The organism is Gordonibacter massiliensis (ex Traore et al. 2017), assembly GCF_019731765.1.
In the GTDB taxonomy this organism is placed as follows: Bacteria; Actinomycetota; Coriobacteriia; order Coriobacteriales; family Eggerthellaceae; genus Gordonibacter; species Gordonibacter massiliensis.
The window spans coordinates 185,224-197,316 of sequence record NZ_JAASIO010000009.1 but is presented as its reverse complement, the minus strand read 5'-3'; the positions used below and the strand labels follow the sequence as shown (position 1 = coordinate 197,316).

Genomic DNA, 12,093 nt, shown 5'->3' with positions numbered 1-12,093 from the left:
CGAAAGGAGCGGATCATATCATGCGGATACGCCTGCGTGGGGTGCGGCCGTTGCCGGGGCAAGCCGCGCGAGCTGAACATCACCTCGACCTGCTTTCGCTGCGGGCACGAGAACCCTCCGGGAGCTAGCGCGTGCGAGCGCTGCGGCCTCGAGCTGCCCCGGCTGCCGGGGCCAACGGCGAGCCGCACTTCGAGCACGTGCGCCTCTCCGGCGCATTCGCCTCATGGCACACCGGGCACTCCCCCGGTTTCATGAGCGGGCGCGACTCGCCCTTGCACTTGCCGCAGTTCACGCATGCGTACCCGCAGCTCACAGCGATCCCTCCTTACGCCTTGCTCGCGACGGCGCCGTCCGGCGCGGACGCCGGAGCGGGCACGCGCCCGGACGCGGGCTCGGGGTCGACGGCGACGCCGGCCTCGATCAGATTCAGCCGGTCCTCCTCGGCGCGCAACGCCACGACCTTGCGGTCGTCCTTGACCAGGACTAGCACGCAGAACGCCGCCACGAGGGCCAACGGAGCGCACACGTACTGGGCGTTGGCGAACCAGCCGATGCTCGCCACGCTCATGGACGCCACGACCGCCGCCACTTGAGCGAGGCCGGTGACGAACGCCATGGTGCCCAGCGCCATGTCGCATTTGAACGAGTTCGTGCAGAACACCGGCACGATGCCCCTGGTGTAGGTGGGCACGAACGAGGCGCACAGGCCCATGATGACGCAGAAGGCCCACGAGCTGGAGGCATCCGTCCCCGGCGTGAAGGCCAGGAAGAAGAAGATCGCGCCCACCACGACGTAGGCGACCACCAACGCCCACTTGCGAATGGGGAAGCGGCCGGAGATCACGCCCGCGAAGATGCCCACGGGAATGGTGATGATGGCGAGCCAGTTGGGAAGCATGGACGAGTCGAACACCGACATGCCCTTCACGTCCTGCAGGAACGTCGGATACATGCCGTTGATGTTCACGAGGTACAGGTAGCACCAGAACATGAACACGATGCACACGGCCAACGCGGAACCGAAGAACTGCTTGCCGTGCTTGACCACGACGTCGGCGTTGCCGTCGACGATCTCGTTCTCGTTGACCTTCGGCATCCTCACCAAGGCGATGAGCAGGACGAGCGCGAGCACGCCGAGCGCGAGGGACACGTACCAGACGCCGCGCCAGTCGCCCGTCGCGTCGAAGATCATCGGCGCGAGGAAGAACGCGATGATCGTGCCGCACGGAATCCACTGCGACCAGACGCCCACGGCGATGCCCATTTGCTTGCGCGGAAACAACCGAGGAAGGATATTGGGACCGCACACGCAGATAAGCCCGTAGGCAACGCCCTCGACGGCGCGGCCGAACAGGAACATTCCGGAACCGGTCGACAGCGCGCTGACGGCCGTTCCCAGCACCATGATGGCGCACGAGGCGACGACCATGGCCTTGACGCCCACCTTGCGCATGATGAGCGCGCCGGGATACGCCATGATGAGCGCGCAGATGGAGTAGAACGTCATGATAAGGCCCAGGCCGCCTGCGTCCAAGCCGAGGTCGGCGCCGATGTAGCTGAGCGTCGGCGATGCTTTGAACAGGTTGCACGAGGCCGTGAAGCCGAACAAGAACAGCGCCACGAACGTCGTCCACCGTTCCCTGTTGGTGGTCTGACGGTCGAGGACGCCGAATTGAGCTATTGAAGCCATAAACACCCCTTTTACCCTATGTGATTATCAAGAGAAGAAGCCCTCCTGCCGAGGAGGCCGAGTTAACGGTTCGCTAGACCCTCGGCCCCCTCGCTTTTCCTCATTCGATGCGCGCTGCGCTACTTCTCCGCCAGCGTGAACACCGTTTGGTACTCGTGGTCGGCCTTCTTGAGCATCTCGTCAAGCGGGCCGAACTCCAGGCACTGGGCCTGGCAATGCTGCACGCAGGTCGGAACCTTGCCCAAACCGCGGCGCTCCGCGCAGGTGTCGCACATCTTCGTGGGCGCGGCCAGGTACCCGAACTGCCAGGTGTCGCCCTCGATGGGCCAGTGCCCCATGTCGTGGATGAGGATCCCGCTCTGCCCCACGGGCATGCCGTGCTCCATCTGGCAGGCGATCTCGCAGGAGTGGCAGCCGGTGCACCAGTCGTAGTTGACCAGCAATCCGAAGTTCGCTTCGGCCGGGTTTATCATATCGGCAGTAGACATCTCGTTCGACCTCCTTCTACTTGTTCTTCGTCGCGGCGATGGCCTCGGCAACCCGGTCGGTCAGCGCCTGGCCGACGTAGTTGTCCCTTTGGAACGGGCCGTTGGTGTCGTCTTCCGGCGTGACCTTGTACAGCTTGACGAGCGTGGTCTTGTAGTTCGACCCGAAGCCGGACTTGCCGGGAATGCCGGGCAGCAGGTTGTTGACGTTGAGGTCGTGGGAGTCGTAGAGCTTCTCCGGATCGCCCTCGGGGTGCCACCACGCGTGGTCGCAGGCGATGACGCGCGGGTCCTGGTAGAGGTTCGTCACCTCGACCTTGGACTTGCAGCGGCCGTAGATGTTCTCGACCCACACCCAATCGCCGTCGACCAGGCCGTACTTCTCGGCCGTCTCGGCGTTCAGGTACACGTTGCACTCCTTCTTCAGGTCGCGCATGCGCTGCACCTGGCGATGCTCGGAGTGGAACAGGCTCCACGGGCGGGCGCCGGTGGTCAGCACCAGCGGGTACTCGTCGAGCAGCTCGGGCGTCGAGCCCGGGCCGGGGATGGGCTCCTCGAAGTACGGCAGCGGGTCCATGCCGGCGTTGTTGTAGAACGTCGACCACAGCTCGATGCGGCCCGTGGGCGTGTTGAATCCCGGCTGGCCGTCGCCGCGCAAAAGGCCGGTCTCGTAGCGCCGGTAGCTGAACGGCAGGTACACCGGGTGCTTCTCGCGCAGCTCTTCGAAGGTGAACGGCGTCTGGGCCGTCAGCATGGCGCTGAACATGTCGTCGACGTTGTCCCACGGCCACGCCTCGGGGTTGAAGCGCTTGCCAACCATGAGGTTGATCTCCATGTCGGACTTGCACTCGCCCACCTGGCACACCTTGTTGATGACCTCGCCGCGCTGGCAGCCGTCGCCCACGCGGATGCCGTCGCGCTCGGTGAACGTGGAGGCGGGAAGCACGACGTCGGACGTCGCCATGATGGTGGGCGTCATGAACAGGTCGACGCTCACGTTGAAGTCGCAGTTCATGAGGCCGATGTACTGCTCGGTGGGGTCGGCGCCCATGCAGGAGAGCACGTTGTTCTGCTGCAGCCAGGTCGCGTGGATCTTGTAGGGCTTGCCGGTGGCCATGGCATGGCGCAGCTCGTCGGGCTGGGCGATCTGGAAGCCGAAGTTGAGCAGCGGGTACTTGTCTAAGCCGATGCGCTTCTTCCACGTCTCCTCGGGGCACAGCTCGCGGCCCCAGCCGCCGGCGTAGTTGAGGATCTCGGGCGGGGCGATGATGCCGCCGGGCACGTCCACGTTGCCGGTGATCTGGAAGCAGGCGGCGATGGCCTGCGAGGCGGGCAGCGCTTCCTTGGTCATGTCGACCGCCACGCCCCATTGCATGGTGCAGGGCTTGCTCTCGGCCAGGATATGGGCCGCGGCGCGGATCTTCTCCTCGGGGATCCAGGTGATCTCGGCGATGCGCTCGGGCGTGTACTCCTGAACGCGCTCGGCGAGCTCGTCGAAGCCGTACGTCCAGCGATCGACGAAGTCATGGTCGTACAGGTCCTCGTTGATGATGATGTTCAGGAAGCCGAGCGCGAGGGCCGCGTCGGTGCCCGGGCGGATGGCGAGGTGCAGCTTGGAGTGGGTCGACATCCACGTGACCTTCGGGTCGATGACCACGAGCTCCATGCCGCGCTTCATGAGGTCGATGACCCAGTGGCCGTAGAAGCCGTCCGAGTTCGCGCGCAGCGGGTAGTTGCCCCACACGAACATGGTCTCGGGAACCTGGTACTGGGGGTTGTCGTAGCGGTCGGCGAACTCCTGCGAGCAGTCGGCCACCCAGAACGACCCGGCCGTGGCCGCGAAGCCCGCCACGCGGGGCAGGTAGCACGCGCAGCCGGACAGGAACAGCACGTAGTTCGGGCTGCCGAACGACCAGCACAGGCGCGTGATGTAGGCGGCGATGTCGCGGCCGGTCCCCTGGCCGAACACCACCGACTCGGCGCCGTACTTCTCCTTGATGTCCATGAACGTGTCGACGACCAAGTCCACGGCCTCTTCCCAGGAGATGCGCTCCCACTTGTCCTTGCCGCGGTCCTTCGGGTCGCGCTTCATGGGGTAGAGCAGACGGTCCTTGTGGTACACGACCTCGGGAACGTCCAGGCACCTCACGCACAGACGGCCGCCGTTGTACGGGTTCTCAGGGTCACCCTCGCACTTGACCAGCTTGCCGTCCTTGTCGGTGTACAGCAGAACGCCGCAACCGTCGTGACATCCCGGGCCCGACCATGCGCTGCCGCGCGTCACGGTCAAATCTCCCTCTTGGTACCTCCATGGTTTCTCATGATCGACGAACTGATAGTCGCCGACGAGCTGCGTGGAAACACCGCTGTTGTTGTACCCCTCGATGCCGTGATCTGCCATGTAAGTCACTCCTCTCGTATCCTCGCCTTTGCCTTCCAAGCCGTTCGTCTCGTTCGAACGCCTGGCTCGAAACGCCCTATGCATTTCGTTGCGGCAAACGTAAACCCGCCGAGAGAATCCGAACATCGGCCCGCAGGTTGACTGGCCGATGAAAACGCGACGATACGCATCAGCCCGACCGGCTGATGTTTTGACCTGGTACTATGCAAAAGGATGCAAAAGAAAAACCGATTGCCCGAAGCGCTCGGACAATCGGTTTCACTGCGGCGTTGCCTGTCGACTATTCGGCCGGGGGCCGCCCCGGCGGCACAGGTGGTCGAAGCGGCCCGGCAATCATCCCTTGGGTTCTTGGGAGGCCTCCCTCTTGAGCTCCTCCGCCCTTTGCTCGACCATGCTGATGAGCTCTTGCTGGGAGTGGATCCCTATCTTGTTGTAGATGTGGTAGACGTGGCTTTTCACCGTATGGGCCGATATGTAGAGCGCGCTGCAGATGTAAGCCGAGTCGCGGCCCTTCGCGCAGAGCGCGAACACCTCGCGTTCGCGCGACGAAAGGCCGAACGCATCGCACAGATCCTCGCAGCTGCGCCGCCACACCCCCACGGAATCGACGGCGGCCTCGTCTTTGCCCGGCTTCCCCGATCCCGGTTGCCCCCAGTACGAGCAAACCATGACGAGCACCGTCAGCACCACGATGAGCACGAGCGGCAGCGCCTGGGTGACGAGCTGGTTTTCAAGCAAGCCGGTGGCGGCGAGCGACGCGGCGGCCAGCGCCCACCCGGCGAACACGCCGAACGCGTTGCCGAAACGCCCCAAAACGAAGTACCGCGTGAACGAGACGTCCTGGGCCGAGATGGTGGAGAGCAAACGGGACAGCCCCAGCATGTCGTAGCTGGTGAACCCCAGCATGAGCAGCACGCAGCTCGCGTACCGCGCCTCGGCCGGAATCACGTTCGCCAAAGCGAAGGGGGCAAGGCCCACCACCGCGAAGCCCAGCAGGATCAACTGCATCAAATCGACCTTGACGCGGCGATGGAACCACATGCCGTAGAACATCACCACGATGCCCGCCAGGAACACGCCGAACCACACGTACATCGGCGACATGTCGCCGCCGCTCGAGTAGAGGCCCGTCAGCAACGCGAACGAGAAGGCCATGCTGTAGAAGAACATCTGCACGAGCGACACGAAGAACGTGCGCCGCGACGGGGAGTCGCCCTCGAACACGCGGCTTCCCGATCCCGGCGCGTCGACGTCGTCGAGCGAGGCGGGCTCGCCCGGTGCGCGCTTCTTCACATGGACGAACGAGAACGAGACGATCGGCAGCACCGCCATCGCCACTCCGGCCTCGACCGACGCCACGGGCATCTGCGAGGCGAACACGGCCACCAGGCAGCTGACGAACAGCATGACGAACATGACGAAGGACGTGTTCTCCTGCCCCTCCTTGAACATCAGATGGGACACGCGGACCAAGATGAAGGCGGCTCCGAAGCCGGCGAGAAACCAAAGCGCGAGCAGAAGCACGAGCGGCAACGGGCCCGCGAGCGCGTTGGCGAGCGCGCCGAGGCCGGCGAGCGGGGTCAACACGAACGGCAGCATGCGGCTGAAAACGCGATCGAACAGCGAGCGCCTGCCCGCCCGCACGACGGCGAACCATATGAAAAACGCGGCCGCAGAGCCCAGGAAGGCGGCGCCTTTCGCGTAGAGGGAGTCCCACCCCGAGCCCAGCAAAAGCGGGCTCCAATACAGCAGGAAAATCCATGCCCAGTACAAGGCCGACGACATGATCATCCGCAACGTCTGCGGCTTGATGGCTGAAGCCACGCTCTCCCCCTCGCTTTTTCGTCCCCAACGTCGCTGCGGGCGACGTGCCCCCGGCATCCAAACGATGCCGCACGCGATCCGCGGCCGATCGACCGGCCGCACTCGTGCGATCGCGCCTCGTTCGCTTGCACGGGCCCCCGAACGCCCGACGAATCCTCTCGCCCTCGACCTTACCACACTGCCGCGGCGGGGAAAAGCAACGCTTATGAAAACGAAAAGCCCTCCGCGAGGAAGGCTTTTCGTTGTATCGATCGATCGTAGGACACTCGAACCTACTTGAAGAACCCGTCGTAGTTGTGCATCTTCAACTGGCTCTCCACCTTGCTCATGGTGTCGAGGGCCACGCCGATCATGATGAGGATCGAGGTGCCGCCGAACGCCTGGATGAGCGTGTTGCCGGTGAAGAAGAAGATGATGGACGGGATGACCGCGATGGCGGCGATGAAGATGCCGCCGGGCAGCGTCACGCGGTGCAGCACGTTCTTGATGTAGGTGACCGTGGCCGTGCCCGGGCGCACGCCGGGGATGAAGCCGCCTTGCTTGCGCAGGTTGTCGGCCGTCTCCTCCGGGTTGAACACCATGGAGGTGTAGAAGTACGCGAAGAACACGATCAGCAGCACCGTGAGGATCCAGTTGATCCAGCCCGTGGACATGGCGTTGGCCACGTTCGTGAGCCACTCGATGTTGAAGAGCGCCGCTATCTGCGCCGGGAAGTAGATAAGGCAGCTGGCGAAGATGATGGGAATGACACCCGCGGCGTTCACCTTCAACGGGATGTAGGTGGACTGGCCGCCCATCATCTTGCGTCCCTGGACCCGCTTGGCGTAGTTCACCGGAATGCGGCGCTGCGCGCGCTCCACGAAGATGATCGCGGGGATGCACGCGACGACCACGATGATGATGAGCGCCGTGATGGCGATGCCCATGCCGAGGTCGGCCGTCAGGTTCACCGACGAGAAGATGGCGCTCGGCACGCGCGACACGATGCTCACGAAGATGATGAGCGACATGCCGTTGCCGATGCCGCGCTGCGTGATGAGCTCGCCCATCCACATGATGAACGCGGTGCCCGCCACGAGCGTGAACACGACGATGATATCCGTCAAGAGCTCGGGGACGGCCGTGCTGAACACGACGCCGTAAGCCGGCGACTTGAACAGGAACAGGTAGCCCACCGCGTTGATGAGGCCGAGGCCCAGCGTGAGGTAACGCGTCACCTGCGTGATCTTCTTGCGGCCCGCGTCGCCCTCCTTCGCCCAGCGGCCCACGGCGGGGATGACGCCCTGCATGAGCTGCATGATGATGGAGGCCGTGATGTAGGGCATGATGCCGAGCGAGAACACGGAGAAGTGCGACAACGCACCGCCCGTGAACAGGTCGAGCATCGTCATGGACACGCCGGAACCCGCGAACGAGTCCGCAAACTCCTTGAACGGAATGCCGGGCACCGGCACGTACGCGCCGAAACGGTACAGCGCGAGGATAGCCAGCGTGAAGAGGATCTTCTTACGCAGCTCCGGTACCTTGAACGCATCGATGATCGAGCTTAGCAAGGCTCTTCGACCTTTCCTCCAGCTGCTTCGATTTTATCTTTGGCCGAAGCAGAAACCTTGTCGACTTTGACCGTGAGCGCCTTGGTCAATTCACCGTCGCCGAGCACCTTCACGAGCGCGTCGGCGTGCTTGATGATGCCCGCGCTCTTGAGGCTCTCGCCGTCGACCACGTCGCCGGCCTCGAACTTCTCGTCGAGACGGCTCACGTTCACGGGCAGGTACTCCACATGGTTGATGTTCTTGAAGCCGGGGAGCTTCGGCAGACGACGCGCGAGCGGGGTCTGGCCGCCCTCGAAACCGGCGCCCTTGCCGCCGCCGGCGCGGGACTTCTGGCCGTTCATGCCGCGGCCGGACGTCTTGCCGGTGCCAGCGCCGTTGCCGCGTCCCACGCGCTTGCGGGAATGCGTCGAACCCTCTGCCGGCTTGAGATCCTTCAATTCCATGGTTGTGACTCCTTCTTAGTCGCAAACGGGCCCTCGGCCCGCGCTGGCAGCTCGCCGCCAGCTAACTTCCTTAGGCGCCCCGCCTCTTCGCGGCGGAAACGCGATCACGCCGCAGGAGCGGCGATGATTCTCAGTCGAGTATGATAACACGCGCCGCCCGAAGGCGGCGCATATATCTTGACTATTCTACAGTTCTTCAACCTTCACGAGATGCTTGACCTTGAAGATCATGCCCCGCACGCAATCGTTGTCGACCTGCTCGACCGAACGGCCGATCTTGCCCAGGCCGAGCGCGCGCAGCGTCTGGCCCTGATCGGCCTTGCGGCCGACGGAGCTCTTCACCTGGGTGACGCGCAGCGTCTTCTTCGCGTCTGCCATTACTCCTTCTCCTTCCAGCCGTAGATCTGCGCGACGGACATGTCGCGGCGCGCAGCCACCTGCTCGGGGCTTTCCATGTTCTTGAGCCCCTCGGCGGCGGCCTTCACGATGTTCATGGCGTTGTTCGTGCCAAGCGACTTCGTGAGCACGTCGGTCACGCCGGCGAGCTCCATGATGGCGCGCACCGGGCCGCCGGCGATAACGCCGGTACCGGGCGTGGCCGGCTTGATGAGCACGCGGCCGGCGCCGAAGATGCCCATGATCTCATGCGGCAGCGTCTTCTCGGGCGTCAGCGGCACGGTGAACATGTTCTTCTTGGCGTCCTCGGTGCCCTTCTTGATGGCGATGGGCACTTCCTGGGACTTGCCCATGCCCACGCCGACGCGGCCGTTGCCGTCGCCGACGACCACGAGCGCGGTGAGCGCGAAGCGGCGGCCGCCCTTGACGACCTTGGACACGCGGTTGATGTAGACGACGCGCTCCTGGAGCTCGGGAACCCCGGCGTCGTTTTGCTGTTTACGAGCCATAAGCTATAACCCCTTCTAGAATTTCAGGCCGGCTTCGCGAGCCGCATCGGCCAGAGCCTGCACGCGCCCGTGATACAGATGACCGCCACGGTCGAACACGACCTCCGTGACGCCGTTCTCCTGCGCCTTCTTGCCCACGATCTCGCCGAGAGCGGCAGCGCCCTCGACCGTCGCGCCCTTCTTGCCCGTGGCCTTGAAGTCGGCGCCGAGCGTGGACACGCCGCAGATGGTCTTGCGGGCGACGTCGTCGACGATCTGCACGTACATGTTGCTGTTGCTGCGCGTGACGCACAGGCGCGGGCGAGCCGCGGTGCCGGAGACCTTGCCGCGCACGCGGCGGTGGCGACGAGCCAACCCGGCTTGTTTTTTCTGAAGCTTGTTCATGATTATCCCTTCGATCTCAAACCGTGTAGAGGCTCATACGTTAGTCGCCCTTGGCGGCCTTACCCAGCTTGCGGCGGACGTGCTCGCCCTCGTAGCGGATACCCTTGCCCTTGTAGGGCTCCGGCTTGCGCCACTTGCGAATGTTCGCCGCCACCTGGCCGACCTGCTCTTTGCTGGGGCCGGAAACGATGATCTCGGTTTGGCTCGGGACCTCGAACGTGATGTTCTCCGGCGCCTGCACGAGCACGGGGTGCGAGAAGCCGAGCTGCATCTCCAGGTCCTTGCCCTTGAGCGCGGCACGGTAGCCCACGCCCACGAGCTGGAGCTTCTTGGAGAAGCCGTTCGAGGTGCCCTCGACCATGTTCGCGATGAGCGTGCGGACGAGGCCGTGATAGGCCTTGGCCTCGCGGCTGTCGTCCGGGCGCTCGACGACGATGTCGTCGCCCTCGCGCTTGATGATCATGATCTCGGGGAAGCTGCGGGTGAGCTCGCCCTTCGGGCCCTTGACCGTCACGGTGTTGCCGTCGATGGCCACATCGACGCCGGCAGGAACGGTGATGGGCTGTTTGCCGATACGAGACATATCTACCTACCTCCCTTTCCTACCACACGTACGCGATGACCTCGCCGCCAACGCCCTTTTTGCGGGCGTCGCGGTCGGTCATCACGCCGAGGCTCGTCGAGATGATTGCGGTGCCGAGTCCTCCGAGCACGCGAGGCAGCTCGTCCTTACCCGCGTAGATACGCAGGCCGGGCTTCGAGATGCGCTTGATGCCACGGATGGTCTTGGCCTTCTTGTCGCCGTACTTCAGCACGATCTCGAGCGTCGCGCGGGGCTCTCCGTCGACGACGTCGTAGCGCTGGATGTAGCCCTCTTCCTGCATGATGCGGGCTATCTCGACAAGCTTCTTGCTCGACGGCATGGAAACCGTCGGCTTGCCGGCAGAATGAGCGTTACGCACGCGCGTAAGCATGTCTGCGATGGGGTCGGTCATGGTCATGGTTCTGTTCTCCTTTGGTCCGTGATGAGCCTCGCGCGCGGTTCGTCAGCGCCCATAACGCCTCCGCCTTCTACGCGGGCACACCCTTGAACGTGACTGGGTCTTGGCGGTTTACCACGAAGACTTGGTCACGCCGGGCAGTTCGCCTTTGTTGGCCAGTTCGCGCAGGCACACGCGGCACAGGCCGAACTTGCGGTAGTAAGCACGGGGACGTCCGCAACGCGTGCAGCGGTTGTGCTGACGCGTCGAGAACTTCGGCTCGCGCTTCGCCTTGGCGATCATCGATTTCTTAGCCATGCATTCCTTCTTTCCTATTCCTCGACCCGCGCTCGCGCGCGGGTGCAAGTACCATTCTCGCGGGCAAGCGCTCTACTTGTCCTTGAAGGGGAAGCCCAGGGCGCTCAGCAGCGCGAAGGCGTCCTCGTTGTTGTCGGCGGTCGTGACGACCGTGATGTCCATGCCGCGCGTGCGGTCGATCTTGTCGTAGTCGATCTCCGGGAAGATCAGCTGTTCGGTGACGCCGAGCGTGTAGTTGCCGCGGCCGTCGAAGCTCTTCGGCGAGATGCCGCGGAAGTCGCGCACGCGGGGCAGAGCCGTGGCCAGCAGGCGGTCGAGGAACTCCCACATGCGGTCGCCGCGCAGCGTGACCTTGCAGCCGATGGCCTGGCCCTCGCGCAGGTGGAAACCGGCGATGGACTTCTTGGCGCGCGTGATGCAGGGCTGCTGGCCCGTGATGACGCGCAGGTCGGCGATGGCGGCGTCGAGCAGCTTCGAATCGGAAGCGGCGGCGCCCACGCCCATGTTCACGACGATCTTCTCGAGGCGCGGAACCTCGTTGATGTTCTTGATGCCGAGTTCCTTCTCGAGCTTCGGCACGATCTCGTTTTTGTACTGTTCCTTCAAGCGAGGAGCGGTCATGTGAGTTCCTTTCGATGAATTAAACGCAGGATTTCCGACCCTGCGTCCCTCGCCGCAAAAAAGCGGCAGGGGCCATTGTACTTCATTCGACGCCGCAGGTCGCTGAAAAACGACGCTGCGAAGGCCCGTGTCCGCCCTGGCGGGCGGACACGTCAACCTAGTCGATGTCTTTGCCGCACTTCTTGCAGACGCGGACCTTCTTGCCGTTCTCGTCGCGCTTCTTGCCCGTACGCGTGGGCTGCTTGCACTCGGGGCAGATGACCATGACGTTGGACACGTGGATCGGCGCCTCCATCGTGGAGATGCCGCCCTGCGGGTTCTGCTGCGTGGGGCGCATGGCCTTCTTGATCATGTTGACCTTCTCCACCACCACGCGCTCCTTCTGCGGAAGCGCGCGCAGCACGACGCCTTCCTTGCCCTTGTCCTTGCCGGACAGGACCTTGACCTTGTCGCCCTTTTTGATGTTCATACTGTTCATATTACGCACAC

General features: G+C 63.9%; 15 protein-coding genes. All 15 read right to left on the bottom strand.

Features of this window, described 5'->3' with window-relative positions:
* Positions 1-124 precede the first annotated feature (124 nt).
* Positions 125-313, bottom strand: a complete 189-nt coding sequence (locus HCH03_RS10975) for a zinc-ribbon domain-containing protein (RefSeq protein ID WP_221689523.1) — start codon at positions 311-313, stop codon at positions 125-127.
* Positions 314-325: 12 nt separating this feature from the next.
* Entirely contained in the window at positions 326-1,690 is a 1,365-nt protein-coding gene (locus tag HCH03_RS10970) for an MFS transporter (protein WP_221689522.1), read from the bottom strand.
* Positions 1,691-1,809: 119 nt separating this feature from the next.
* Positions 1,810-2,178 carry an oxidoreductase gene (locus HCH03_RS10965; RefSeq protein ID WP_246599962.1) on the bottom strand — a complete coding sequence of 123 codons (369 nt, stop codon included), beginning with the start codon at positions 2,176-2,178 and terminating at the stop codon, positions 1,810-1,812.
* Between the two features lie 16 nt (positions 2,179-2,194).
* Positions 2,195-4,576 (bottom strand): molybdopterin-dependent oxidoreductase, encoded by a 2,382-nt coding sequence (locus HCH03_RS10960; RefSeq protein WP_221689521.1) that lies wholly within the window; start codon positions 4,574-4,576, stop codon positions 2,195-2,197.
* Between the two features lie 333 nt (positions 4,577-4,909).
* On the bottom strand, positions 4,910-6,400 hold the full coding sequence (locus HCH03_RS16825; RefSeq protein ID WP_221689520.1) for a response regulator transcription factor: 1,491 nt from the start codon (positions 6,398-6,400) through the stop codon (positions 4,910-4,912).
* A gap of 272 nt (positions 6,401-6,672) precedes the next feature.
* Positions 6,673-7,953: a preprotein translocase subunit SecY gene (secY, locus tag HCH03_RS10950; protein ID WP_185905252.1), complete on the bottom strand. Its 1,281-nt coding sequence runs from the start codon at positions 7,951-7,953 to the stop codon at positions 6,673-6,675.
* A complete protein-coding gene (gene rplO / locus HCH03_RS10945) occupies positions 7,947-8,396 on the bottom strand; it encodes a 50S ribosomal protein L15 (protein ID WP_221689519.1) in 450 nt (149 codons plus the stop codon). The genes secY and rplO overlap by 7 nt, the downstream gene beginning before the upstream one ends.
* Positions 8,397-8,582: 186 nt before the next feature.
* Positions 8,583-8,774, bottom strand: coding sequence for a 50S ribosomal protein L30 (rpmD, locus tag HCH03_RS10940; RefSeq protein WP_080142453.1), 192 nt, complete (start codon positions 8,772-8,774; stop codon positions 8,583-8,585).
* On the bottom strand, positions 8,774-9,301 hold the full coding sequence (gene rpsE / locus HCH03_RS10935) for a 30S ribosomal protein S5 (protein WP_080142451.1): 528 nt from the start codon (positions 9,299-9,301) through the stop codon (positions 8,774-8,776). Before rpsE ends, rpmD begins: the two co-directional genes overlap by 1 nt.
* 15 nt (positions 9,302-9,316) lie before the next feature.
* Positions 9,317-9,685: a 50S ribosomal protein L18 gene (rplR, locus tag HCH03_RS10930; RefSeq protein WP_080142449.1), complete on the bottom strand. Its 369-nt coding sequence runs from the start codon at positions 9,683-9,685 to the stop codon at positions 9,317-9,319.
* A 40-nt stretch (positions 9,686-9,725) separates the two neighbouring features.
* Positions 9,726-10,268, bottom strand: a complete 543-nt coding sequence (rplF, locus tag HCH03_RS10925; RefSeq protein ID WP_080142448.1) for a 50S ribosomal protein L6 — start codon at positions 10,266-10,268, stop codon at positions 9,726-9,728.
* Positions 10,269-10,287: 19 nt separating this feature from the next.
* A complete protein-coding gene (rpsH, locus tag HCH03_RS10920) occupies positions 10,288-10,686 on the bottom strand; it encodes a 30S ribosomal protein S8 (RefSeq protein WP_080142446.1) in 399 nt (132 codons plus the stop codon).
* Positions 10,687-10,797: 111 nt separating this feature from the next.
* Entirely contained in the window at positions 10,798-10,983 is a 186-nt protein-coding gene (locus HCH03_RS10915; RefSeq protein ID WP_041239446.1) for a type Z 30S ribosomal protein S14, read from the bottom strand.
* A gap of 72 nt (positions 10,984-11,055) precedes the next feature.
* Complete coding sequence (gene rplE, locus HCH03_RS10910; RefSeq protein ID WP_221689518.1) at positions 11,056-11,604, bottom strand: 50S ribosomal protein L5; 549 nt, start codon at positions 11,602-11,604, stop codon at positions 11,056-11,058.
* Positions 11,605-11,761: 157 nt separating this feature from the next.
* Positions 11,762-12,082, bottom strand: coding sequence for a 50S ribosomal protein L24 (gene rplX / locus HCH03_RS10905; RefSeq protein WP_221689517.1), 321 nt, complete (start codon positions 12,080-12,082; stop codon positions 11,762-11,764).
* Between the last annotated feature and the right edge of the window lie 11 nt (positions 12,083-12,093).